The sequence below is a fragment of the Promicromonospora sp. NPDC023805 genome, from assembly GCF_040639635.1.
Lineage (GTDB): Bacteria > Actinomycetota > Actinomycetes > Actinomycetales > Cellulomonadaceae > Promicromonospora.
Map to the genome: position 1 here is coordinate 155,255 of NZ_JBFAAH010000010.1, position 22,575 is coordinate 177,829.

Annotated in this window: 25 protein-coding genes; 12 read left to right on the plus strand and 13 right to left on the minus strand. The window is 71.4% G+C overall.

Annotated elements, in window-relative coordinates:
* Positions 1 to 44 precede the first annotated feature (44 nt).
* Positions 45 to 926, plus strand: a complete 882-nt coding sequence (locus AB0F70_RS12555; RefSeq protein ID WP_357448311.1) for a S8 family serine peptidase — start codon at positions 45 to 47, stop codon at positions 924 to 926.
* A 99-nt stretch (positions 927 to 1,025) separates the two neighbouring features.
* Here the strand turns inward: AB0F70_RS12555 and AB0F70_RS12560 are convergent, their stop codons facing one another.
* The 4 genes from AB0F70_RS12560 to AB0F70_RS12575 form a co-directional block, all read right to left on the minus strand.
* Complete coding sequence (locus tag AB0F70_RS12560; protein WP_357448313.1) at positions 1,026 to 1,682, minus strand: NlpC/P60 family protein; 657 nt, start codon at positions 1,680 to 1,682, stop codon at positions 1,026 to 1,028.
* Between the two features lie 345 nt (positions 1,683 to 2,027).
* Positions 2,028 to 2,474: an SRPBCC family protein gene (locus tag AB0F70_RS12565; protein WP_357448315.1), complete on the minus strand. Its 447-nt coding sequence runs from the start codon at positions 2,472 to 2,474 to the stop codon at positions 2,028 to 2,030.
* Positions 2,475 to 2,560: 86 nt separating this feature from the next.
* A complete protein-coding gene (locus tag AB0F70_RS12570) occupies positions 2,561 to 3,697 on the minus strand; it encodes a PASTA domain-containing protein (protein WP_357448317.1) in 1,137 nt (378 codons plus the stop codon).
* Entirely contained in the window at positions 3,694 to 4,323 is a 630-nt protein-coding gene (locus tag AB0F70_RS12575) for a SigE family RNA polymerase sigma factor (protein WP_357448367.1), read from the minus strand. The genes AB0F70_RS12570 and AB0F70_RS12575 overlap by 4 nt, the downstream gene beginning before the upstream one ends.
* Before the next feature lie 86 nt (positions 4,324 to 4,409).
* Between AB0F70_RS12575 and AB0F70_RS12580 the strand changes: the two genes are divergently transcribed.
* A complete protein-coding gene (locus AB0F70_RS12580; RefSeq protein ID WP_357448319.1) occupies positions 4,410 to 5,519 on the plus strand; it encodes a crosslink repair DNA glycosylase YcaQ family protein in 1,110 nt (369 codons plus the stop codon).
* Positions 5,520 to 5,599: 80 nt separating this feature from the next.
* Positions 5,600 to 6,118, plus strand: a complete 519-nt coding sequence (locus tag AB0F70_RS12585) for a GNAT family N-acetyltransferase (protein WP_357448321.1) — start codon at positions 5,600 to 5,602, stop codon at positions 6,116 to 6,118.
* 31 nt (positions 6,119 to 6,149) lie between these two features.
* Here the strand turns inward: AB0F70_RS12585 and AB0F70_RS12590 are convergent, their stop codons facing one another.
* Together AB0F70_RS12590 and AB0F70_RS12595 are read right to left on the minus strand one after the other, a co-directional pair.
* Entirely contained in the window at positions 6,150 to 6,887 is a 738-nt protein-coding gene (locus AB0F70_RS12590; protein ID WP_357448324.1) for a GH25 family lysozyme, read from the minus strand.
* Positions 6,884 to 7,402: a DUF664 domain-containing protein gene (locus AB0F70_RS12595; protein WP_357448326.1), complete on the minus strand. Its 519-nt coding sequence runs from the start codon at positions 7,400 to 7,402 to the stop codon at positions 6,884 to 6,886. Before AB0F70_RS12595 ends, AB0F70_RS12590 begins: the two co-directional genes overlap by 4 nt.
* Before the next feature lie 80 nt (positions 7,403 to 7,482).
* On the opposite strand from AB0F70_RS12595, the gene AB0F70_RS12600 reads away from it, so the two are divergent.
* Positions 7,483 to 7,740, plus strand: coding sequence for a hypothetical protein (locus AB0F70_RS12600; RefSeq protein ID WP_357448328.1), 258 nt, complete (start codon positions 7,483 to 7,485; stop codon positions 7,738 to 7,740).
* A 93-nt stretch (positions 7,741 to 7,833) separates the two neighbouring features.
* Here AB0F70_RS12600 and AB0F70_RS12605 read toward each other — a convergent pair whose 3' ends face one another.
* From AB0F70_RS12605 to AB0F70_RS12625, 5 genes are all read right to left on the minus strand, one after another.
* Entirely contained in the window at positions 7,834 to 8,337 is a 504-nt protein-coding gene (locus tag AB0F70_RS12605; protein ID WP_357448330.1) for an FBP domain-containing protein, read from the minus strand.
* A 434-nt stretch (positions 8,338 to 8,771) separates the two neighbouring features.
* The gene (locus AB0F70_RS12610; RefSeq protein ID WP_357448332.1) at positions 8,772 to 9,590 is read right to left on the minus strand and encodes a MerR family transcriptional regulator; all 819 of its coding nucleotides are present in this window, start codon (positions 9,588 to 9,590) and stop codon (positions 8,772 to 8,774) included.
* Positions 9,591 to 9,630: 40 nt separating this feature from the next.
* Positions 9,631 to 10,164 carry a VOC family protein gene (locus AB0F70_RS12615; RefSeq protein ID WP_357448334.1) on the minus strand — a complete coding sequence of 178 codons (534 nt, stop codon included), beginning with the start codon at positions 10,162 to 10,164 and terminating at the stop codon, positions 9,631 to 9,633.
* Positions 10,165 to 10,247: 83 nt separating this feature from the next.
* Entirely contained in the window at positions 10,248 to 10,607 is a 360-nt protein-coding gene (locus AB0F70_RS12620) for a DUF3817 domain-containing protein (RefSeq protein WP_357448336.1), read from the minus strand.
* Positions 10,608 to 10,688: 81 nt separating this feature from the next.
* Complete coding sequence (locus AB0F70_RS12625) at positions 10,689 to 11,609, minus strand: DMT family transporter (protein WP_357448338.1); 921 nt, start codon at positions 11,607 to 11,609, stop codon at positions 10,689 to 10,691.
* On the opposite strand from AB0F70_RS12625, the gene AB0F70_RS12630 reads away from it, so the two are divergent.
* Positions 11,608 to 13,017: a PLP-dependent aminotransferase family protein gene (locus tag AB0F70_RS12630; protein WP_357448340.1), complete on the plus strand. Its 1,410-nt coding sequence runs from the start codon at positions 11,608 to 11,610 to the stop codon at positions 13,015 to 13,017. The two genes, AB0F70_RS12625 and AB0F70_RS12630, sit on opposite strands and share 2 nt — an antisense overlap.
* 80 nt (positions 13,018 to 13,097) lie before the next feature.
* Here the strand turns inward: AB0F70_RS12630 and AB0F70_RS12635 are convergent, their stop codons facing one another.
* Both AB0F70_RS12635 and AB0F70_RS12640 read right to left on the minus strand, forming a co-directional pair.
* The gene (locus AB0F70_RS12635; protein ID WP_357448342.1) at positions 13,098 to 13,430 is read right to left on the minus strand and encodes a TfoX/Sxy family protein; all 333 of its coding nucleotides are present in this window, start codon (positions 13,428 to 13,430) and stop codon (positions 13,098 to 13,100) included.
* 24 nt (positions 13,431 to 13,454) lie between these two features.
* Positions 13,455 to 13,973, minus strand: coding sequence for a nitroreductase family deazaflavin-dependent oxidoreductase (locus tag AB0F70_RS12640; protein ID WP_357448344.1), 519 nt, complete (start codon positions 13,971 to 13,973; stop codon positions 13,455 to 13,457).
* 107 nt (positions 13,974 to 14,080) lie between these two features.
* Here AB0F70_RS12640 and AB0F70_RS12645 point away from each other — a divergent pair, with 107 nt between their 5' ends.
* The 7 genes from AB0F70_RS12645 to AB0F70_RS12675 all read left to right on the plus strand — a co-directional run.
* Positions 14,081 to 17,062 carry a glycoside hydrolase family 2 TIM barrel-domain containing protein gene (locus tag AB0F70_RS12645; protein ID WP_357448346.1) on the plus strand — a complete coding sequence of 994 codons (2,982 nt, stop codon included), beginning with the start codon at positions 14,081 to 14,083 and terminating at the stop codon, positions 17,060 to 17,062.
* 87 nt (positions 17,063 to 17,149) lie between these two features.
* Positions 17,150 to 18,265 (plus strand): mannonate dehydratase, encoded by a 1,116-nt coding sequence (locus AB0F70_RS12650; protein ID WP_357448369.1) that lies wholly within the window; start codon positions 17,150 to 17,152, stop codon positions 18,263 to 18,265.
* A gap of 163 nt (positions 18,266 to 18,428) precedes the next feature.
* A complete protein-coding gene (locus AB0F70_RS12655; RefSeq protein ID WP_357448348.1) occupies positions 18,429 to 18,836 on the plus strand; it encodes a VOC family protein in 408 nt (135 codons plus the stop codon).
* Positions 18,837 to 18,875: 39 nt separating this feature from the next.
* Positions 18,876 to 19,721 carry an alpha/beta hydrolase gene (locus AB0F70_RS12660; RefSeq protein WP_357448350.1) on the plus strand — a complete coding sequence of 282 codons (846 nt, stop codon included), beginning with the start codon at positions 18,876 to 18,878 and terminating at the stop codon, positions 19,719 to 19,721.
* A 109-nt stretch (positions 19,722 to 19,830) separates the two neighbouring features.
* On the plus strand, positions 19,831 to 20,955 hold the full coding sequence (locus AB0F70_RS12665) for an RDD family protein (protein ID WP_357448352.1): 1,125 nt from the start codon (positions 19,831 to 19,833) through the stop codon (positions 20,953 to 20,955).
* A 127-nt stretch (positions 20,956 to 21,082) separates the two neighbouring features.
* Positions 21,083 to 21,886 carry a DUF1206 domain-containing protein gene (locus tag AB0F70_RS12670; RefSeq protein ID WP_357448354.1) on the plus strand — a complete coding sequence of 268 codons (804 nt, stop codon included), beginning with the start codon at positions 21,083 to 21,085 and terminating at the stop codon, positions 21,884 to 21,886.
* A 124-nt stretch (positions 21,887 to 22,010) separates the two neighbouring features.
* Positions 22,011 to 22,575, plus strand: a 565-nt coding sequence (locus AB0F70_RS12675) for a Type 1 glutamine amidotransferase-like domain-containing protein (RefSeq protein ID WP_357448356.1), incomplete at its 3' end; no start/stop codon positions are given.

Below are 22,575 nucleotides of genomic sequence, written 5' to 3' on the forward strand. Positions count from 1 at the left end.
GTGGCGGTGCCGCCTGGTCGGTCGGTACCGGCGAGGGCGCGGTGGTGGCCGTCGTCGACACGGGCGTCGACTTCGATCAGCCGGACCTCGCCGGCCAGCTCCTGCCAGGTGCCACCTTTTCCGGCTGTGCGGACGTGCGCCCGTGCGGCGAGGGGGACTTCAGGGGCCCCGACGGCCAGAACGACGGCGACGAGCACGGCACGCACGTGGCAGGCATCGTCGCCGCCGCGGCCGACAACGGCATAGGTGTCGCGGGTGTGGCCCCCGGCGCCAAGGTCCTTCCGGTCAAGGTCCTCGAGGCGGGCTCGGGCTCGTCGCAGGACATCGCGGACGGTATCCGGTGGGCCGCCGACAACGGCGCCGACGTCATCAACCTCTCCCTGGGCTCGGCCCCTGGCGGGCAGCTGCTGACGATCATCGGCGTCGACGCCCTGATGCGCGACGCCATCGCCTACGCCCGTGAGCGGGGGGTGCTCACGGTCGCGGCGGCAGGCAACTCGTCGACGCCGCTGTGCACCGACCCGGCGTTCACCAGCTCGGCGATCTGCGTGGGGGCCACGGACTCGGCCCGCCTCCACGCCTACTACTCGGAGCTCCCGATCAAGCTCGACCTGAAGAGCGTCTCGGCGCCCGGCGGTGCGGGCGGTCTGAACGGGTGCGACGGCGACGTCTGGTCCACGGTGCCCGTGGGCACAGGCTCGGACACGTGCGCGGGCGGCAGCTACGACGCCTACGCGGGCACGTCGATGGCGACGCCGCACGTGGCCGGGGTCGCGGCGCTGCTCTACGGCCAGGGCCGGACGATGGCAGAGGTCGAGAACGCGATCCTCGGCACCGCGCGCGACCCGCTCCTGGGCCTCGTCGGTGTGTGGACCCCGCTGTACGGGTACGGCATCGTCGACGCGGCCGCAGCGGTCGCGTACTGACCCGATCCGCGAAGTAGAGCGGAAGTAGAGCGCCTGTCCGGCTTCCGCACGGTCTACCCCGTGCGGAAGCCGGACAGGCGCTCTACTTCGCGAATCAGGTCAGTAGGGGCGGATGTAGACCGCGTAGTCCTGCCACTGGGCCGTGTGGCGCACCGGGGTGCCGTAGTTGGCGGCCTCGACAACCATGCCCTCGCCCGCGTAGAGGGAGACGTGGCCCTGGGTCCACACGATGTCGCCGGGGATGGGCGACGCGACCTGGTAGCCCGTCGCCACCATGGACGACGACGAGTGCGGCAGGTCGACGCCGAGCTGGGCGTACACGTACTTGATCAACCCGGAGCAGTCGAAGCCCGACCCGGGTGACTCGCCGCCGTAGGTGTAGGCGATACCGATGTACTGCATGGCGATCGCGACGGCCTGTGCGCCGATGGAGCCGTCGGACGCGTAGTCCGGGGTGGCCGGCTCGACCTCCTCGGTCGCCGCCTCCGCCACCGCCTCGGGCTCGGGGCGGGTGACGGCCTCGATGACGGCCTCGGGCTCGGGAGCGGGGGTGACCTTGACGGCCTTGCTCTCGATGTTGAGCTTCGCGTCGGTCGCGACCTGCACGGCCGGCGCTGCTGCCAGCTCTTTGCTTGCCAGGCGGTTCGAACCGTCTCCCATGACGGCGTGTGCGCTGGGTGCGAACGCCGTCGCGAGAAGTCCGGACGATGCCGCGATCAGCGCACCCGAGCGGGCGGCACTACGGGTCACGGTCATCAGGGGAGTGCTAGGAGCGTGAACGGCGCGGTGTCGACCGCGTCGGACGGTGGTACTCACCGAAGTTCTCCAAGTCGCCGGTTTCGCGGGCCCGTACCGATCTGGGGAATGGGGCTCGCGATTGTGCCTCCGGTGGCACAACGGATCCGACGCTACATACGGGTCACCACTCTGTCTCGATCAGATAACACTTGTCGTGAAGTACCAAGGCGCGCGAAACGTGGGTAACTTTTCGACAGTCGTCTTTTCCCAGCGTAAGGGCCATTCTTTTGACCGATATGGCCTTTGAGCGCCATGGGAAACCGGCGCGAGAAACAATGCGACACGCCGATCCGCAGTGGTGGGTCAGCCCTTTTCCAGGGCGCGACGCTCCGCCTCGGCCTTCAGATCGGCCAGCTCCGCGTCCACGAGCTCCCGTGCACGCGAGCCGAGCGCGAGGTTGGTCAGCCCGGCGAGCATCCCGCTCTGCGCGACCGCCAGCGTGACCTCGCACGCGGCGTCGGACACCGGTGCGATCCGGTGGGCCACCCCGGACCGCACGCCCGGTGTGCTGCTCGACCAGGAGAAGCCGCTGCCCTCGGTGAAGCCGTCCACCTCCCAGACCGCGGGTGGCAGGCCGGGCTGCGTCAGCTCGACACGGGAGCCGACGGCGATGGCTGTCTCGGTCCCCAGGATCGTCACGCCGGTCATGGAGCCGGTCCAGGTAGGCATGTGCTCGACGTCGGACAGCACCTGCCAGACGACGTCGGCGGGCGCCGCTACGCGGGTGCTGGTGCGGTACGCATGGGCCACGGGCCCCAGGCTACGCCGGGCTCGAGAGCATCCGGCGTGGCCTGGGGCCCGTGGCGAACCAGCAGGTCAGGAACTGGCGAACAGGGTCAGGAACCCGTGGAGAGCTGGAGCGTGACCGGGGCTCCCCAGATGACCAGAGCACCGGCCTGCGGGTCGGACGAGATGATCGACCCCGCCGGCACGGTGTCCGACTCGGTGTCCTGGAACGTGCAGGCGAGGTGCTTCTCCAGGCAGGCGACCTCGGCGTCCTCGCGGGTCATCGCGGTGAAGTCGGGGATCTCGATGGCGCCGTCGGCCACCTCGTCGGGAAGGGGCACGTATTCCGTCCTGAGGAACGTCGTGAGGGAGTGCATCTTGCCGATCGACTCCTCCGACTCGAGCGGGGCGTTCTGCCCCTCGTCGTAGATCACCGTGGTGGTCCGGTCCCACAGCTCGAACGTCGCGGCGGTTCCTGCGCGGCCCTCCGAGTCCTGGACGTTCTGCTCCACGTCGACGGCGGACAGGCTCGTGAGCAGCTCCCACGCCGCGGCGCGCACCTCCGGTGAGGCCGGGGCATCGGTGATCAGTCTGGCTGTGCTGTTGAGTGCCGCGTCCTCGGCCATGCCCGTGGGCTCGAACTTGTCGAGCAGTGCGTCGTGCAGAGCCGCCGGCTCGGTGGGCAGCGCCGCGAGCTCCGCCCAGGTGAAGGTGATGGGGTCTGCGCCTTCCAGGACGAGGTAGCTGTTCTCGTCGCGCAGCGCTGGGCCGTAGCTGAGGAGCTCGAAGACCACGCCGTCGCCGTACCAGCGCTCGATGCCCAGCGGCGTGTAACCGTCGTCCTCCTCGCCCTGCTTCGCCGACTCGTTGCGGGTCACCACATGGAAGTACGTCGCATCCCGCCAGCCCTCCGGCGGGACGACCGGACCCTGGGGCAGGTTGTCGGGAAGGTCGGTCAGCCGGTCGCCCTCGCTCGTTGTCACGGGCGGGCCGCTGGGCGCCGGCGACGGCTCCACCGCCATCGTCGTCGAACCGCCCGGTAGAGCTGTTCCGGGGAGCTCCATCGTGGTGGCCGCCCAGGCCCCGCCGCCGAGCGCCAGCCCCATGGCCAGGGTGACGCCGCCCACCCGGGCGGCCCGCCGCCGTCGGGCAGCGGGGACGACGCGCGTGACGTCGACGTCGATCTGGGGTGCGACCCGAGTGGCCTGCGTGCGCAGGCTCTGCGCGAACTGCTCGTCGTCGTTCATGACCCGCTCCTTCCGTTGGTGGTGCTCGTGGTGGTGCTCGTGGTGGTTCCTGTGGTGGGTGCGGCGGTGTCCGCGCCGTCCGCCTGGAGGAGTTCTCGGAGGCGGGCGAGGCCGCGTGACGCGGTGGACTTCACGGTGCCGACCGAGACACCCGTCGCGTCGGCGACCTCACGCTCCGTCAGGCCCTCGAGGTGTCGGAGCACCACGATGCGGCGCTGCTTGGTGGGAAGCGTCAGCAGGGCGCGGCTGAGGCGGTCGCGCTCGGCGTGCCGGTCGGCCGGGCTTGGGCCACCGCCCGACCGGTCGGGCAGCGCGTCGGAGGCCATGAGGACCTCCCGCCGGTGCCTGCGCCACGTGTCGATCCGCGCGTTGGCCAGGACCCGGCGCGCATAGGCGAGCGGCTCGCCTCGGCGTGCCTTCGGCCAGGCCAGATACGTCTTCATGAGGGCCTGCTGCACCAGCTCCTCTGCGACGTGCGTGTCGCCGCACAGCAGCCAGGCGGTGCGTGCGAGGGCCGGGGCGGACCGCGCCATGAAGCCGGCGAACTCGGCCTCCTTGTCCCCCACCACGACCACGTCGATCGCCTGAACCTTGTCGGGGCTCGAACGCCCCGCGACCATTGGCATGCTCATGCCTCCTTCACGGTCCAGCACCACGAAAGGTTGAGTGGGCCGCTCGGGAGATTGTCGGTGCCCTTCCGTATCCTCGCGGCATGGCCACGCATCGGCTCACCGCGCAGCAGGGGCGCCGCATCGCGCTGCGCGCCCAGCTGCTCGACGCCCGCCGGCCGGTGGACCTCGTGCACCTGGTGGAGGACCTGACGTACCTCTCGGTGGACCCGACGTCGGCGGTGGCGCCCGCGGTGGACCTCGTGGCCTGGTCGCGGCTCGGCAACGAGTACTGGCAGGGCGCGGTCGACGACGCGATCGCCGACCGCATGCTGTTCCAGCTGCGCGGCACCGTGCGGTCGATGGTCGACCTGCCCCTGTACCTGGAGCAGATGGCCGGCTGGCCCCAGCACGAGACCATGCGGCAGTGGCTCGCCGACAACGCCGAGTTCGAGCGTGAGGTGCTGGCTCTGGTGGAGGCGGACGGGCCGGTGCTTGCCAAGGACGTGCCGGACACCGCCCGCGTGCCGTACACCTGGGGCGCCGAGGGATGGAGCAGTCGCCGCAGCGTCGCCGAGATGCTCGAGGCGCTGAACATGCAGGGCAAGCTCGCGATGGTGGGGCGTCAGGGCAGGCAGCGCCTGTGGGACCTGGCGGAGCGGGTCTATCCGCAGGTCGAGGCGGTGCCGCTGGAGGAGGCGCTCCAGGAACGCGTGGCGCGACGCCTGGCGGCCGAGGGCATCTGCCGCAAGCGGGTGCAGGGCCGTTCGGGCGACGGCGGCTGGTGGGTGGACATGCCTGGCGAGGCGGTAGAGATCGAGGGGGTCGACGGCGAGTGGCGCGCCGATCCAGAGCTGCTCGAGCGGGCGGACGACGAGTTCGAGCCCCGGACCGCGCTGCTGTCCCCGTTCGACGCCATGGCCGCCGATCGGCCCAGACTCCTCGACCTCTTCGGCTACGAGTACGCGCTCGAGATGTACAAGCCGAAGGGCAAGCGCCGCTGGGGCTACTTCGCGCTGCCGATCCTGCACGGGGAACGGTTCGTGGGAAAGCTCGACGCGAAGGCGGACCGCAAGGCGGGCGTGCTGAACGTGTTCGCGGTGCACGAGGACCTGCCGTTCGACGGCTCCACCATGGACGCGGTGCATGCAGAGGTGGAGCTGCTCGCCGCATGGCTGGGGCTGGGCCGGGTCGACTACGCCAGGGACGCCTAGCTGCCCCTCCTGACTCATAGTCAGGTGGTTGAAAGTTTCACCAGTCCCAGCAAGTCCGAAATGCGACTATCATCCGCGAGGTGACGTCGCAGATGATGGTCGACCTGGTTCCCGTGGACGAGGAAGTGCTCGAAGGCCTCCTGGCTCTGGCCGTTGCCGAGGCTCTGCCCGGCGAGGTCATGCCGCCCGCCTCGGGCGAGACGGCCACCGAACCCCGCATGACCTGGACCGACCTGCGCAAGGGTGCGTTCAGGGAGTATCACCGCCGGTGCCGCGTGAACCCGCACTCCCCGGTTCCCGAGGTGACCTGGGCGGTCAAGGCCCGAGGCAGGATCGTGGGGGCCGCGCGCCTGGCTCTGGTCGACGGCGACCCGGCCGCGCGGGAGGTCGGCCTCTGGCTCGGCCAGTCGTACCGGGGTCAGGGCATCTCCGGCGAGGTGGCCTACTGGGCGTTCGCCGCGGCACAGACCATGGACGCGAAGCGCCTGGTGGCGCGGACGACTGCGCGGTCGGCGATCGTGCGGAAGTCCCTGGAGCGCATCGGGTTCAAGGTGGTGGACAGCGGCGGTGTCCTGGTCGGCACCATCTCGCTGCCCTGACGCTGCCGGCCCTGACGACGGAGCCGGCGAGTCAGTCGAGGGTGAGGGCCTCGAGCTCCGCGCGTGTGCCCGCGAACACGTTCATGTCGATGTACGGCTCGACGCCGTCGTAGCCGGGTAGCCGGTCGCGGTTCGAGTACTGCCAGACCGTCCACTCGCGACCGTCGGACAGCCCGGGCGCCCACGCGACCGACCGGATCCAGACGGGCAGGTCCGGGTAGCGGCCCGTCAGGTAGAGGTCGTAGGCCTCCTCCGTCGCGTACACGATCGGGTCGGCGCCGTAGTGCTCCTTGATCCCGGCGACCAGCGGATCCAGGATCGCGTGCACCTCGTCCGGCGTCGGGTGGTTCTGGAAGTACGAGCCGTAGAACTCGAGGTCGATCACGGGCGGGAGGGTACCGGGGGTCGCCGGGACCTCGGCGGCGAGCTGCGCGGCCTGGTCGGCCCCCGAGCTCTCGAAGCTCATGAAGTGGTACGCCCCGACGAGCAGGTCGGTCTGGGTGGCGGCCGCCCAGTTCTCGGCGAACCGCGGGTCGGTGTGCGAGGCGCCCTCGGTGGCCTTGATCCACGCGAAGTCGAGGTCCTGTGCGGCCAGCACGTCCCAGTCGATCTCCCCCTGGTAGTGCGCGACGTCCACCCCTCGCACGTCGTACCGGGCGGCCAGGATCCGGTTCGGCCAGACGACGCCGTTCGCCACGAGCACGCCGAGCACGGCAAGGACGGCGACGACCGTCGTCGTCGTCGTCCACAGAGCTGCGCGTCTGCTCATTCGCCGGTCACACCGCTCGCCAGCTCGGCGGAGACGTCCAGGTGGCCCGCGTGGCGGGCGTACTCCTGCAGCACGTGGAAGCAGATCCACGCGAGCGTCGGTGGATCGTCGGTGAACCGGCCACCGACCGCACCGTGCTCGTCCAGGGAGTGCGTCGCGAGCACCTCGCCGGTCACGGTGCCGCCCGCGTGCAGCGCCTCGAGCAGCTCCTCCAGGCCTACGCCGTCGGGCACCGCCCACGGTCCGTCCGGGTCTCCACCCGGGTGGTCACCCCACGGGTGGTCTACCGGCTCCGCGAGGAAGCCCCACCGGAACCAGCGCCGCTCCATGTGCACCAGATGGATCAGCAGCTCGAGCGGCGACCAGCCGGAGGGAAGCCGGGAGGCACGCAGGTCGTCGTCGGACAGGCTGCGCAGCTTGCGGGCCACGGCGTGCCGGTAGTAGTCCAGGTAGGCGGTGAACAGGGTGGCCGGGTCGGCGGTGTCCAGGCGTGGCTCGCGGTCGGAGAGGGGCACGGGGCGAGGTTACTTCGAGGCACTGACAACCTGGTCGCGGAAGTGCTGTGACATCCGTGCCGCTGGTGCGTCTGTACTGCATGACGCAGACCAGGAGCAGGACCTACGGCCTCGCCTCGAACCCCTCGGAGTGGGCGGCGCACCGCCGCGCCGTCGTCTTCTCCGTGCGCCGGATGTACCCAGGGGTCGACGCGGAGCGGGCGGCGACCGAGGGCCTGGGCGAGCTGTGCCGCCAGATAGTGGTCCACGGCGCCGTCGACCGGCCGGCCGTCGTGTGGTGCGAGGCCGCGGTCGCGGCCGCCGCGCGCCTGCGGACCGGGGCCGGTTGGCCCGCATGAACCGGCGGTGGTGCGCCCCGGCGCCGTCCGATCGCCGGCATCCGCGCATGTCGGACGCACAGGCCTACGGGACCTGTGCGCCCGACGCTTTTGTCAGCGCGTGCTGCCGACCTCTGCGACGAACCGTGCGGCCCGCTCGCGCAGACCCAGGATGCGCCGGTCGGTGATCAGCTCACGCATGGCCGGGTCGTTGCCCGCCTCGGTGAAGGTCGGCTTGCGCCGCACGTTCCGCGAGCAGCCGAACTCGGTGCAGATCAGGGTGCCTATCGTGTTCCCGTTGCGTCCCGAGGCGCCGCCCCTGCGGGCGACGTACAGGGAGACGTCGTCAGTGACGACGACGTCCTCGCACCAGGCGCACACGCCCTTGGTGCGCTTGCTCGACTTCGCCTCGGCGGCGCGCAGCAGCACGCCGGTCGGTCCGCCGTCGAGCTCGAGCACCACGTAGGCGGACAGCGGCGCCTTGCGGTCGTGCCACCCGAGGTAGTCGAGGCGCTCCCAGTCGAGCGTGTAGAGGTCGGGGAGGGTGGCCTGGGCGGCCTCCCGCTTGCTCGCGTTCAGGAAGGACGCGCGGATCTGCTTCTCGGTCAGAGGGTTCATGGGGTATCGGCTTCCGGTCGTTCGGAGGCCACCGGCCGGCATCGGCCGTCGCGAAGAGCGCGACAACGCCTCGGTCACCGATTCGTTCGGTCACCGGGCCGGCAGGCGGCAGGGCAGGGGACGACGCCGCGCCCGCCCTCCGACGTCCGGCGACAGTGCGCGTGACCGTCGAAACGGTCGGTGCGGTGCCGGGGGCGATTCAGAGAGTCGTGACGCGGGTCCGGGAACTGCCCGAGCAGGCCGCGACGGCCGCCCCGCATCCCGCGGTGAATACCCGCATCTCTCGCTCCTCGTGTGATCCCTGAGGCCGGCCGGGCAAGATCGCCGCACAGCCGACTCGTCGATGCTACGACACGGACCCTGCGCGGTACACGTGCTTTTTGCCACAGGCTGACGGCCGCGTCCGCCGCGTACGCACCGCGTGCCGACCCTGCTCACGTCCAGGTCGCGGTCTCCGGGTCGACGCCGTGCGCCAGGGCGTTGGCGTTCACGACGTCGCGGAGCCATTCGGCGAGACCCTGCTCGAGGCCGTCGTAGAAGGAACGGAAGCCCGGCTCCTCGGCGTAGGAGCGGGCAAGGCAGACGTGCATCGAGTGGGTGCAGTCGAAGTAGGCACCCATCGAGGCCCTGTGCTGCTCGGCAAGGGCGTTCGCCCGCTCGCTTCCCGGTAGCACGCCCTCGCGCAGAGCCTTGGCCAGGTCGGTGTGCAGCACCTCGACGTCCGCCATGATGCGACGCCAGTCCTCAGGGCTCCGGTCCGCTGCTCGTTCGGCGTACTGCGCCCACTGCTCGCCGTCGCCCCAGCGTTCCCTGGCCTCGAGCTGCCGGGACGGCTGCCAGGTCGTGCCGAAGATGGCCACCTGTTCGTCGTGCGGGAGCAGGATGCCCGAGCGGCGGGCCTCGATCAGCCGGTCCAGGGCGTCCGCCGAACGTTCCAGGCGCGCGATGTGCTCGCGCACCTGGTCCCGCTGCCTGGTCAGGGACTCCTCCGCGTCGCCGGTCGGCGCGTCGAGCAGCTTTGCGATGTCGGCGAGGGGGACACCGAGCTCGCGGTAGAGGCGCACCCGGTGGAGCCGGGCGACGTCGGCGGCGTCGTAGAGCCGGTGCCCGCCGGACGTGCGCTGGGACGGGCCGGCCAGCCCCACCTCGTCCCAGTGGTGCAGCGTCCGGACGGTGACGCCCACGACGGACGCGGCGCCGCCGACGGTCAGGCCGTCCGGCGGCACCGCGTCCGTAGTGCTCCGGTGCGTCATCACGGCAAGTCTCGCAGCCGTCGCGGTCACCGGGACGGCCTCACGCCGAGGGCCTCTCGATGCCCAGCTCGTCGCGCAGGGTCTGGGCCTCGGCGCTGGCCGGGTCGTAGGGCCGGGCAGCGGTCATGATCACCCGTAGGTTCTCGGGCGTGACCACCTCCACGTCGATCGTGTTCCACGGCGTCTGACGCGGACCAGTGGTGCTCCCGGGTACCAGCTCCTCGCAGGCCGCCGCGATCTGGTCCACCTGGCTCAGCACGCACGAGAAGGTCACCGTCACCGCCGGCGGGCCGGCCGGGACGCCTGTCGGGATCTCCGTCCGGGTCTCGGCCGGGACGAGCAGGATGTCCTGGAACGCCCACCGACGCAGATGGGTGACCCGGCCCGGAGCCGCGAAGAGCTCGAAGAAGCCGAGGCCGTGCGTCCAGAACTCGACGGAAGCTGCCATGTCCCGGGTAGGTGCGTTCACGAACATCGGCATGCCGTAGATGCCACGGAACAGCTCGGCAGGCTCGGCGTCGAGCGCGGGAAGGGGCACGGGGCCCATGTCGAAAGCGGGATATGTATCGGTCATGACGCCAGCGTCGACCCTCACGTGGCGTGAGGTTCAAGCCCGTACGGAATCTCGGCGAGCTGTGTACCTGCGCTGACCGGAAACTAGTGGGTGGGCTGCAGCTCCGTCGTCCGCGCCGCCGCCTCGCGGTCGGCCGGGTCGGCGAGGTGGCCGGTCCGCTTGAGCCACCACTCGGCGAGCAGGGTGGTCAGCGGCGGGACGGACGCGGCGAGGGCCACCAGCGTGCGGAACCAGCCCCAGCGCAGCTTGACCGCCACGAACAACGTGACCGCGACGAACAGCACGAACGCACCGCCATGGAGGCGGCCGAACAGCCACACCCCTGCCTCGGTGGTCTCCGTGACGTACTTGAGGAACATGCCGACCAGGAGCCCTGCCCAGGTGAACGCCTCGATCCAGGCGACGATGGCGAACAGGCGGCCGAGACGGGACATCGCGGGCATGCGGAACCTTCCGGAGGCGAAGCGGGTGGTGCCCCCAGTCTGCCCGACGCCGGACGGTGTTCCGCGCCTCCCGCCTCCCGGCTACCGCAGCCGGGATCGGACGGCCGTGCCCGCGCAGGCGATGACCGCCGCCCCGCCGAGCACGGTCGCCCAGGTGAGCTGCTCGTGCAGCAGCAGCGCCGCCCAGCAGATGCTGAGCACCGGCTGGACCAGCTGGACCTGACTGACCTGTGCCATCGGGCCGATAGCGAGGCCCCGGTACCAGGCGAAGAAGCCGAGGAACATGCTCACCACCCCGAGGTAGCCGAACAGCGCCCAGTCGAGCGGGGTACCCGTCGGCGGGTCCTGCGCCACCGAGACAGCGGTGAGCACCGCCATCGGGACGGCGGCGAGCACCAGCGCCCACGAGATGGTCTGCCAGGAGCCGAGCTCGCGGGCGAGCAGCCCGCCCTCCGCGTAGCCGATGGCGCACGCGACGACCGCCCCGATCAGCAGCAGGTCCGCACCGTGCAGCCCCCCGAGCCCGCCGCCCTGCACGGCGGCGAAACCGACCGCCGCTACCGCACCCAGCGCCGCCGTCACCCAGAACGACGCCCGCGGACGCTCGCGCGTACGCAGCACCACCAGCACCGCCGTCACCGCGGGCAGCACCGCGATGACGACGACACTGTGGCTCGCCGACGCCGTCGCGAGCGCGAACGAGGTGAGCACCGGGAAGCCGACGACCACACCGCCCGCGACGATCGCGAGCCGCGCCCACTGCGTGCCTCGGGGCAGGCGCTGCTTGGTGATTCCCAGGGCGACCGCCGCGAGCGCCGCCGCGACGACGGCCCGGCCGCAGGACACGAACAGCGGTGACATGCCTCCGCCGTCGACCACCATGCGGGTAAAGGGGACCGTGAACGAGAAGGCCGCGACCCCGAGGAGACCCCACCAGAGACCTGCCCGTGCCGGGGATAGCGGCAGTGCAGACTGAAGAGTAGCGCTACTGTTGGCTGTCATGTATGACGATAGCAGTGCTCGAATTGTCGCCGGACTGCACGAGTGGATCACCGCCGCCGCGCCGGGGGCCCGCCTGCCCTCCAGCCGAGCGCTCGTGGCGCATTACGGGGCGAGCCCCGTCACGGTGCAGAAGGCGCTGCGCACACTCGTGTCGCAGGGCGTGGTGGAGGCCCGGCCGGGCGTCGGTACCTTCGTGCGGGCGGTGCGCGTGCCGCGCCCCCACGACTACGGCTGGCAGACGGCGGCTCTCGGCCCACGCACCAGACCCGTCCAGCAGCTCTCCCGGGCCCTGCACACCGCCCCGAACGACGTGATAGCGCTGCACTCCGGGTACCCGGACCGCGAGCTGCTGCCCGAACGCCTCGTGCGGTCCGCGTTCACCAGGGCCGCCCGCAGCGACGCGGCCGTCACCGCGTCACCCGCCGGAGGGCTGCCCGAGCTGCAGGCGTGGTTCGCCGCCGAGCTCGGCAGCGCGGCGCCCGCCGGGATCGCCCCGCCGACCCCGAGCGACGTAGTCGTCTTCCCGGGGAGCCAGTCCAGCCTCAGCACGGTCTTCCGCGCCCTGGCAGGCGCCGGCCGACCACTCCTCGTCGAGTCACCGACCTACTGGGGCGCGATCCTCGCCGCCGAGCAGGTAGGCGTGCAGCTCGTACCGGTGCCGAGCGGCCCGCACGGCCCGGACCCCGACGAGCTCGCACGGGCCTTCGACCGGACCGGGGCGCGCGCCTTCTACGCGCAACCGAGCTACGCCAACCCGACCGGCGCTCGCTGGTCGCCCGGCCTGTCCGACGAGGTGCTGCGCCTGGCCCGCGAGCACGGCGCCTTCGTGATCGAGGACGATTGGGCGCACGACTTCGGGATGGCCCACGAGGTAGTCCCTCTCGCCGCCCGTGACGACGGCGGGCACGTGGTCTACCTGCGCTCGCTGGCCAAGAGCGTCTCGCCTGCGGTGCGCGTCGCAGGGCTCGTCGCCAGGGGCCCGGCCCGCGAACGTATCCTCGCGGACGCGCAGGCCGAGGCCATGTACGTGAGCGGCATGCTCCAGGTCGTGGCCCTGGACGTCGTGACCCAGCCCGCCTGGCGCACCCACCTGCGCGGCCTGCGTCAGCAGCTCGCGGCCCGGCGCGACCTCTTGCTCGGCGCGCTCCGGGAGCACGCGCCGACCGCCCGCGTCGAGACGGTGCCGCAGGGTGGCCTGAACCTGTGGGTGCGGCTCCCGGACACCACCGACGTCGCGCGCCTGGTCCGGGACTGCGAGACGGCCGGCGTCATAGTGGCTGCGGGCGACGAGTGGTTCCCCGCCGAACCGACCGGTGCCTATCTGCGACTCAACTATTCCGGGCCGAATCCCGGGGCCTTCCCGGAGGGTGCACGTGTGATCGGGGAGATGCTGGCGCGACAGGGCTGAGCCCTCTGCCGGTGACCATGCACCTGCTGCCACGCAGACCCGTTCTTGGCAGCAGGTGCATGGTCAACGTGGACCGGCGTCTACTTCGGCGGTAGGGAGCAGGCGTGGTCCACGCCTCGTCGCACCCAACCGGCCAGCTCATCCTCAGTGCCGAGGGCGTCGGGCCTGATCGCCAGCCAGCCGGCCATGACACGCGCGCCCATCACGGCGCGCGTCGCGGCAGTGGTGCGCTCCAGCTCCTCGGCGGCGTCGGGCCCGACACGGACCAGGATCCCTTCCGAGCCGCGCACCGCCACCGCGAGGTTGCCGTTGATCATGAACGACAGCCCGCCGAACATGCGCCGCTCGGTGACATCGGGCGCGCCGTCCAGAGCGCTCCGGATCTCGTCCGCCAGTGCGAGGTCGTATGCCATGGATCCGAGGCTATGTCCGCCGCGTCATCCCCGGGCGGTGCGCTCCTCGCGCGTCGCAGGGCCGGTCTGTTCCAGCCGGAACAGCCGCACCACCCGGCCGGAGTCCCGTTCGTACCCGCGGTACCCCGGCCACTGCGACTCGATGAGGGCCCAGACGGCGTCGCGCTCGTCGTCCCCGACGAGGGTCGCGCGGACCGGGATCCGCCGTCCGCCCACGCTGATGCTCGCGTCCGGGTGCGCGAGCAGGTTGTACGTCCACGCCGGGTGTCTCCCCCGCGCGAACGCTGACCCGGCGACGATTGCCCGCCCGGGCCCGTCGGGCGTGTACATGAGGTAGGTGTCGCGCGGCTCTCCCGACCGCGCACCCGTCGTATGCAGTACGAGCGAGGGCACCAGCAGCGCGCTGACCTGCAGCCGCCCTCGGGAGAGCCAGGCGAGTGCCCGTTCGGCAGGTGGCAGCAGGACAGGGCCGACGGCGCGGAAGGCCCGCGTGCGCGTCAGGGGAGCGACCGCCGATCGGACGACATGCAGAAGACTGGCCATCTGTCCATCATCTGGCTCCGGGCACCCGTCGGCACGGCCGCGCGGGGTACCGTCTCGACCGGCGCTTTTGCTTGCCCGCTTCCCCACCCTCTCCGCCTGGAGGAGTCATGACCACCACCCACGAGTCCGTCGCTACGCCGGACGGCATCGTTGCCCCACGATTCCGCCCGCCGGCCGGCGCCTCCAGCTCAGCGACCCTGTCGCTCGACGGGGAGTGGCGGTTCCGCCTGTTCCCGCATCCGGAGACGGGGGTGGACCGCGCCGAGCGCGGCGACGACTGGGACCGGCTCGCGGTGCCCGGACACTGGCAGCTCGCCGAGGCCCCGCACGCGTGGCCCTACGGCGTACCCGAGTACAACAACGTGCTCTACCCGTTCCCTGTCGATCCGCCGCACGTGCCGGACGACAACCCGACCGGCGAGTACCGCACGACGTTCCGGCTGCCCGCGGACTGGCCGGACGGCGGCCGCACCCTCCTGCGCTTCGAGGGCGTGGACTCCTGGTTCCAGGTGGCGCTCGACGGCGAGCTGCTCGCCACGTCGCACGGCTCCCGCCTGCCCACCGAGGTGGACCTGACCGACAAGCTGCGTGACGGCGGCGAGCACCTGCTCGCGGTCCGTGTGACCAAGTGGTCGGCCATGTCGTACGTCGAGGACCAGGACCAGTGGTGGCTCTCCGGGATCTTCCGCAGCGTCACGCTGGAGCACCGGCCGGACGACGCGCTCGACGACGTCCGCGTGCACGCCGACTACGACCACACGACCGGCGTCGGCACGCTGCGGGTGGACGCCACGACGGTGGTGGCCGCCCCCGGCGCGGTAGCGGCACGGGTGGCGGTGCCGGAGCTCGGGATCGAGGGCGTGGCCGGCGAGGAGCTGCAGGTCGCCGTCGAGCCGTGGAGCGCAGAGCAGCCGCGGCTCTACGACGTCGTCGTCTCTACGGACACCGAGACGGTGACGCTCGCCGTCGGCTTCCGCACCGTCTCCATCGAGGACGGCGTGTTCCTCGTCAACGGGCGGCCGATCAAGCTGCGCGGCGTCAACCGGCATGAGTTCGACCCGCTGCGCGGCCGTGCGGTGACGCCCGAGCGGATGCTCGAGGACGTGCTGCTCATGAAGCGGCACCACATCAACTCAGTCCGCACGAGCCATTACCCGCCGCACCCGCACTTCCTCGACCTGTGCGACCGGTACGGCCTCTACGTGATCGACGAGAACGACCTGGAGACGCACGGGTTCCTGGGCGAGAGCTGGGCCGGCAACCCCACGGACGACCCGGCCTGGACAGAGGTGCTGGTCGACCGCGTCACCAGGACCGTGCGCCGCGACGCGCACCATGCGAGCATCATCATGTGGTCGCTGGGCAACGAGGCGGGCGGCGGGCGCAACGTCCCGGCGATGGTCGACGCCGTCCGGGCGCTCGACCCGAGCCGGCCGATCCACTACGAGGGCGACTACTCGAGCGACCACGTGGACGTGTACTCGCGGATGTACGCCGATAGCGCTGAGGTCGAGCTGATCGGCCAGGGCATCGAGCCGCCGCTGGAGCGCGCCGACGTCGACGCCCGCCGTCGGGCCATGCCGTTCGTGCTGTGCGAGTACGCGCACGCGATGGGCAACGGCCCGGGCGGCCTCGCCGACTACGACGCGGCCTTCGACCGGCACGCGCGCCTGCTCGGCGGGTTCATCTGGGAGTGGATCGACCACGGCCTGACCCGCGCCGATGCCGACGGGAACCTGTTCTCGGCGTACGGCGGCGACTTCGGCGAGCGGTTCCACGACGGGACGTTCATCGCCGACGGCCTGCTGCTGCCCGACCGCACACCGTCACCCGGGCTGCTGGAGACGGCGGCCGTGTTCGCGCCGATCCGCATCGACGCGCAGCCGGACGGCACGCTCCTGGTGCGTAACCGTTACGCGTTCCGCGACACGAGCCATGCGGAGATCGGCTGGACGCTGCACCGCGGTGCGGAGCAGCTCGCGACCGGCACCCTCGACCTGGTGCTGGAGGCCGGGACCCAGACGGTGGTGCGGCCGCCGTCCGACCTGGTGCTCCCGGAGCCGGGCGAGGCCCCGGTCTGGTGGACCGTGCGCGCCGTCCAGCACAAGGCGGAGGCGCTCGAGGAGGCGTGGCTCGAGCCCGGCTTCGAGCTCGGCGCCGGCCAGCTGCTCCTGGTCGAGCCGGCGTCGCTCACCGCTCCGGTGGGCCGGGTGTCCACGGAGGCCGACGGCGGGTTCCGCGCCGGTCCCGCCCGGTTCGACGGCCGCGGTGACCTCCGCGAGCTCGCCGGCCGGACGGTGCACGACTTCCGGGTCGACGCCTGGCGCGCGCCGACCGACAACGACCGCCGTCCGGCGAAGTGGCAGGGGTCGGCCGACGAGGAGAAGTGGCGCGACGCGGGCCTGCACCTGCTCGCCGAGCGCAAGAACGGTGTCGGCGTCAGCGCCGACGGTGCGCTCGAGATCGACGCCAGGATCGCCGGCCCGGCGACCCGTGCGGGCTTCGCCACGCGCTACCGCTGGCAGCCCGTCACCGACGCGCCGGACGCGGTCGACCTGCTCGTCGACCTCCGGCCGGAGGGCCGCTGGCCCGAGAACGTGGCTCGCCTCGGGGTGGCGCTCGCGCTCGACGAGCCGGCGGCCGCGGAGACCGGCGTCCGCTGGACGGGCCTCGGGCCGGACGAGTCGTACGCGGACTCAAGGCAGGCGGCGCTCGGCGGTTCGTGGCAGCACACCGTCGCCGACTGGCAGACCAGGTACACCCACCCGCAGGAGAACGGCGCGCGCCGTGGTGTCACGAGCGCCGTCCTGTCCTTCACGGACGGGACCGGCCTGCGGATCGACGCCGGGGACGTGACGGTCGGCGCCCGGTCGCAGCTCGGGATCGAGCTGTCGCTGCGACCGTGGTCCGACGAGGCGCTGGACCGTGCGGCCCACCCGCACGAGCTCGTGCCGGACGGCAAGCTGTGGCTGCACCTCGACGCGGCGCAGCACGGCGTCGGCAGCGCCGCGTGCGGCCCGGGTGTCCTGGCGAACGCGCAGCTCCATGCGGCGCCCGTCCGGATGCGGCTGCGCTTCACCACCCTGTGAACACGTGCCCGCCCCGCACCGCGGGGCGGGCATGATGTATACAAGATTGGACATACAAGAACGACGACGAGGAGTGCGGCCGTGAAGATGGGCTTCCGCTGGTACGGCGAGGGCAACGACACAGTGACCCTGGATCATGTGCGTCAGATCCCTGGCGTGGAGACCATCGTGTGGAGCCTGCACCACAAGCAGGCCGGTGAGGTCTGGGAGCAGGCGGAGATCGACGCAGAGGTCGCCCGCATCACCGGTCTGTCGGACGAGGCCCGCGCCAAGGGCGTGACGCGGACGTTCGACGCAGAGGTGGTCGAGTCGGTCAACGTCCACGAGTCGATCAAGCTCGGCCGGACCGTTCTCGGCATGAGCCGCGACGAGGCGATCGCGAACTACGTCACGACCATCGAGCGACTCGGCCGCGCCGGCGTGAAGGTCGTCTGCTACAACTTCATGCCCGTCTTCGACTGGCTGCGCACCGACCTGTGGCACCCGCTGCCCGACGGATCGACCGCGCTGTACTACGAGAAGGCAGTGGTCGACAAGATGTCGCCCGAGAGCCTCATCGCCGACATGGAGGCGAACACGCACGGGCTGACCCTGCCCGGCTGGGAGCCGGAGCGGCTGGCGAGCTTCAGCGAGCTCAACGCGGCCTACGTGGGTGTCACCCACGAGGACATGTACGCGAACTACAAGTACTTCCTCGACGCGGTGATCCCCGCCTGCGAGGAGGCGGACGTGAAGCTGGGTGTGCACCCGGACGACCCGCCCTTCGACGTCTTCGGCTGGCCGCGCGTCGTCTCGACCAAGGAAGGGCTGGCTCGGGTGCTCGACCTGAACCCGAGCCCGTACAACGGGCTGACGCTGTGCCTCGGCAGCTTCTCGGCCAACCCGGAGCACGACGCCGTCGACGCCGTGCGGACCTTCATGGACCGCATCCACTTCTCGCACGTGCGCAACATCAAGCACTTCGACAACGGCGACTTCACCGAGGTGGCCCATCGCGCCGTCGAGGGCAGCGTCGACACCACCGGGATCATGAGGGCGTACGCCGAGGCCGGCTACGAGGGCTACATCCGGCCCGACCACGGACGCCACCTCTGGGACGAGAACACCACGAACAAGCCCCGCCCCGGGTATGGCCTCTACGACCGGGCGCTCGGCATCCAGTACCTGCTCGGCGCGTGGGACGCGTTCCGCTACCAGGGGTGACTTGAGCGCGTCGTGACGTGACGGGTGATCAGAGGGTGATGTCTGGCCGGCGGGGGCCGACTGCCTTGCGGCCGCGTCCCACGGTGGGACTCTGGAAGGGACCGACGCCCCGTGGCGCGCCCTGCGGTGCGGTCACCGCCGGTCACGAGGGAGTGAGACAGCGATGGTCACTGTGCGCAGTGTGTATCCGAGCTTCTCGGCGAACGACATCGACGCGGCCCGCGCGTTCTACGCGGACACGCTGGGACTGCGGGTGACGGTCCTCCCTGAGGGGGCGGGCCTTGCACTCAATCTCGACGGCGGTACCTCGGTGTTCGTGTACGCCAAGGAGAACCACACGCCGGCGTCGTTCACGGTCCTGCACCTCACTGTCGAGGACGTCGACGTCGTGGTGGACGAGCTGATCGCCAAGGGTGTGGTCTTCGAGCGTTACGAAGGGTTTGAGCAGGACGAGAAGGGCATCGTGCGCGGGTTCATGGAGGGGGGCGACGGCGCCTGGTTCGCCGATCCAGCGGGCAACGTCATCGGGCTCGCCGACGGCGGCGGATTCGAGGCGGCCCTCAGCCGGTAGGCCGGGGGGAGGGCGTCTGACTCGGTAGCATCTGGCCCCATGTCCCCCACGTTCGTCCTGGTCCACGGCGCCTTCGCCAACTCGTTCTCGTTCGCGCCGCTCCAGGCGGAGCTCGCCCTGCTGGGCCACCGCTCGGCAGCGGTCGACCTGCCCGGGCACGGCTTCGCGGCGACCTACCCGGCCGCGTACCAGGCACCGCAGGACCTCGCGGGCCTCGCGACCGCGCCGGGCAGCATCAAGGGCGTCACCCTGGCCGACAACGTGGCCCGGGTCATCGAGGTTCTGGAGCGCGCCAAGGAGCACGGCCCGGTGATCCTGGTCGGGCACAGCCGGGGCGGCGCCACGGTGACCGCGGTCGGCAACGCCCGTCCGGACCTGATCGACCGGATCGTGTACGTCTCCGCGTGGGCCCCGGTGGACCTCGGAGTGGGCGAGTACTACGCCGAACCCGAGATGGCGTCCGTCGACGCCGCGGTCCTCGCCGGCGTGCTGGCGGCCGACCCGGCCGCCGTTGGCCTGCTGCGCGCCAACTTCCGCACCGCGGACCCGGCTGCGCTCGCGGGCCTCAAGGAGGCCTTCCTCGCCGACGGTACCGACGACGAGTTCTTCACCTTCCTCAGCACCTTCCAGCCGGACGAGAACCTGGACGCGGGTACGTCGGCAGACCGGGTCCAGGCCGCGACCTGGGGCACGGTCCCGAGGACGTACGTGCGGCTCAGCGGCGACACGAGCATCCCGGTCGCGATGCAGGACCGGATGATCCGCGAGGCCGACGCGCTCACCCCCGACAACCGGTACGACGTGCACACCCTCGAGTCCAGCCACCTGCTGTGGCTGGTCCGGCCGCGCCCGGCGGCGGAGCTGCTGGCGAGCCTGGCCGGTTAGCCGGCTGCCCGTAGCAGGCCCAGCCGGAGGCCGACGGCGGCTCACTGTCTCTTGCCTTTGTCGCCGTCTTTCCTGGGCCGCCGACACCCAGCGCTGGCATGATCCGACCATGCTCACCAGCGAAGGCTCCCGGCCCGACGAGGCCGACGAGGCCGGCGCGTCCGGGGTCGGCCTCGTACCGGACGCCGAGCCGGTGCCCGGTGTGGCCGCCGCGCCCGTATACGCGACCTGGGGGCAGCGGGTCGTCGCGGCGCTCCTCGACGACGCGATGCTGGCCGGAGTCACCTGGCTGGCGCTCGGTAGCGGCTACCTCCTGCCCACGCTCACCCCGGTGCTCTCGGCGGACGCCGAGGGCTGGCCCTGGGACCCGCGGATCCTGATACCGCTCGGTGCGGTCGCGGTCCTCCTGGTGCTCCAGGCCCTGACCGGCTGGACGCCCGGCAAGCTGGTGGTCGGCATCCGGGTGGTTCGCGAGGAGTCGTCCGCGCCGGCCGGCCTGTGGACGACGGTGGCGCGCTGGGCGCTGCACGTGCTCGACGCCGTCCTGCTCATCGGCTACCTGCGGCCGCTGTGGCACCAGAAGCGGCAGACCTTCGCCGACGGGATCGTCCGCACCGTCGTGGTGCAGCAGCTCCCCGACCTTCCGCGGAAGCAGGGGATCGCCGTGTACGGGGCAGCCCTGGTCGCCGTCGTGCTCGGGCTCGGGTACTGCTTCCCCATCAACAGCGGTTCCTCGGGGGCTCCGGAGAGTGTCGTGGCTTGCGAGCTTGAGGGCCCGGGCCCGTACCTGACCACCGGGGAGATCGCGCTCGACGGGTCCGTGTGGGAGGCGCAGGAGCGCCGGATGTGGACGGTGAAGGCGAGCCGCACCGTACACCCGGGCGCGACGGTCACCTGGGCGAGCGACCCGTCGGTGCGCGACGTCGGCTACCGCGTCGAGATCGACGCCCGGCCGTCGTCGGAGGACGGGGAGCCGGTGATCTCCCGGTCCTGGGACGTCGGGACGGGCGGCGTCGACGGCGACCCCTCGTCGGACGGTTCGTACACGCACACCCGGAACGTCTCGCCGGACGGGGACGTCCATGTCGCCGACGTCGAGTTCCAGGAGTCCGACGGCGATCTGGGTGCCCTGGGGACACAGGTGTGGACCGACGTGCGACTGATCGCAGACGGCGAGGTCGTGGCGACGTGCAGCAGCCGGATCGGCTACGACGACGCCGACCAGGTGGGCTGACGCTGGCTTGTCGTGCCGCACGAGGCGGCCCTGATGGGGCTGCTCTGACCTCCGCAACGTGCGAATTGCGGTGAAATGCGCGACGGTGTACTAAGTCGCGATCTGCGCGGCGCCAACGGAGGTGCGCGTGCCCAAGAACTCACCGGCCAACGCTGCGCGGAGCGCCCAGAACAGCGACGCCCTGCGCACGCTGGCGCGCGGCGGCTACGTCGCCTCGGGCGTGCTGCACGTGCTGGTCGCCTGGCTGGCCGTCCAGCTCGCGCTGGGCCAGCCCTCGGGCCAGGCGGACGAGTCGGGCGCCTTCAGCGCGATCGCCCAGGCACCCGGCGGTGAGCTCCTGCTCTGGGCGGTAGCCGTCGGATTCGCCGCGCTCGCTGTGTGGCAGCTCGCGACGGCCGCCCTCGGCGTGCCGGGTGCGCAGAACCAGGCGGGCGCACGGCTCAAGAGCCTGGCCAAGGGTGTGCTCTACGGAGTCCTGGCGGCCAGCAGCGCCCGGTACGCACAGGGTTCCGGTGGTGGCAGCAGTGAGGAGAGCATGACGGCCGACGTCCTGACCATGCCGGGCGGCCCCTGGCTCGTGGGGATCGTGGGCCTGGTGATCGTCGGCGTCGGTGTGTACCACGTGGTCAAGGGCGTGCGGAAGAAGTTCCTGCGTGACCTGGCCGGAACCGGCGGTGCCGCCGTCGGACCGGTGGTCGTGCGGCTCGGCCAGGTGGGCTACGTCGCCAAGGGCATCGCGCTCGGCGTCGTGGGCGGGCTCATCGTGGCTGCCGCGGTGACGACGGACGCGTCACGGGCGGGCGGGCTCGACGAGGCGCTGCGCACCGTGCGCGAGCAGCCGTTCGGTACGGCGCTCCTCCTCGTGGTCGGGCTGGGGATCGGTGCGTTCGGTCTCTACTCCTTCGCGCGGGCACGGTTCGCGCGGCTCTGAGCCGTCCGGCGGGCGAACTTCGCCGGGAGGTACGTCCCCGGACGCCGCCGTCCGCAGCGATGATTCCGGGGCGTCCCCAGGGTCTACGGTTCGTCACCCTCCGACACTCGAACCAGGAGACACCGTGAAGCTTCTTCTGACGTCCGCAGGCGTCAAGAACCCGAGTATCCACGACGCGCTGCTCGGCCTTCTCGGCCGACCGGTGTCCGACTGCGACGCGCTCTGTATCCCGACGGCGATGTACGGGCATCCTCAGGTAGGCCCGGGGGTCGAGGCATGGCGCTTTGCCGCCGGGCGCTCCGAGGCACCGATGGCCGAGCTGGGCTGGAAGTCGGTCGGACTGCTGGAGCTCACCGCGCTGCCCACCATCGACGAGGAGCTCTGGGTCCCCAAGGTGCGGGAGGCGGACGTCCTCCTGGTGGCGGGCGGCGACGCTCTCTACCTGAACCACTGGATGCGGGAGTCCGGGTTCGCGGACCTCCTGCCGTCGCTGACCGAGACGGTCTACGTGGGGATGAGCGCAGGCAGCATGGTGATGACCCCGCGCATCGGGGAGTACTTCGTCGAGTGGACGCCGCCGACGAACGACGACGCCACGCTCGGGGTCGTCGACTTCTCGATCTTCCCGCACGTCGGCCACCCGATGCTGCCCTACAACACGATGGCCGCCGCCGAGAAGTGGGCGGCCG

Coding starts and splice junctions, on each gene's coding strand:
- AB0F70_RS12590 (WP_357448324.1), bottom strand. CDS start 6,887: ATGAGCAGACGCGCAGCTCTGTGGACGACGACGACGACGGTCGTCGCC.
- AB0F70_RS12630 (WP_357448340.1), top strand. CDS start 11,608: ATGTATGACGATAGCAGTGCTCGAATTGTCGCCGGACTGCACGAGTGG.
- AB0F70_RS12665 (WP_357448352.1), top strand. CDS start 19,831: ATGCTCACCAGCGAAGGCTCCCGGCCCGACGAGGCCGACGAGGCCGGC.
- AB0F70_RS12570 (WP_357448317.1), bottom strand. CDS start 3,697: ATGAACGACGACGAGCAGTTCGCGCAGAGCCTGCGCACGCAGGCCACT.
- AB0F70_RS12610 (WP_357448332.1), bottom strand. CDS start 9,590: ATGACGCACCGGAGCACTACGGACGCGGTGCCGCCGGACGGCCTGACC.
- AB0F70_RS12650 (WP_357448369.1), top strand. CDS start 17,150: ATGGGCTTCCGCTGGTACGGCGAGGGCAACGACACAGTGACCCTGGAT.
- AB0F70_RS12660 (WP_357448350.1), top strand. CDS start 18,876: ATGTCCCCCACGTTCGTCCTGGTCCACGGCGCCTTCGCCAACTCGTTC.
- AB0F70_RS12655 (WP_357448348.1), top strand. CDS start 18,429: ATGGTCACTGTGCGCAGTGTGTATCCGAGCTTCTCGGCGAACGACATC.
- AB0F70_RS12635 (WP_357448342.1), bottom strand. CDS start 13,430: ATGGCATACGACCTCGCACTGGCGGACGAGATCCGGAGCGCTCTGGAC.
- AB0F70_RS12600 (WP_357448328.1), top strand. CDS start 7,483: ATGACGCAGACCAGGAGCAGGACCTACGGCCTCGCCTCGAACCCCTCG.
- AB0F70_RS12615 (WP_357448334.1), bottom strand. CDS start 10,164: ATGACCGATACATATCCCGCTTTCGACATGGGCCCCGTGCCCCTTCCC.
- AB0F70_RS12620 (WP_357448336.1), bottom strand. CDS start 10,607: ATGCCCGCGATGTCCCGTCTCGGCCGCCTGTTCGCCATCGTCGCCTGG.
- AB0F70_RS12575 (WP_357448367.1), bottom strand. CDS start 4,323: ATGCCAATGGTCGCGGGGCGTTCGAGCCCCGACAAGGTTCAGGCGATC.
- AB0F70_RS12580 (WP_357448319.1), top strand. CDS start 4,410: ATGGCCACGCATCGGCTCACCGCGCAGCAGGGGCGCCGCATCGCGCTG.
- AB0F70_RS12645 (WP_357448346.1), top strand. CDS start 14,081: ATGACCACCACCCACGAGTCCGTCGCTACGCCGGACGGCATCGTTGCC.
- AB0F70_RS12605 (WP_357448330.1), bottom strand. CDS start 8,337: ATGAACCCTCTGACCGAGAAGCAGATCCGCGCGTCCTTCCTGAACGCG.
- AB0F70_RS12560 (WP_357448313.1), bottom strand. CDS start 1,682: ATGACCGTGACCCGTAGTGCCGCCCGCTCGGGTGCGCTGATCGCGGCA.
- AB0F70_RS12640 (WP_357448344.1), bottom strand. CDS start 13,973: ATGGCCAGTCTTCTGCATGTCGTCCGATCGGCGGTCGCTCCCCTGACG.
- AB0F70_RS12625 (WP_357448338.1), bottom strand. CDS start 11,609: ATGACAGCCAACAGTAGCGCTACTCTTCAGTCTGCACTGCCGCTATCC.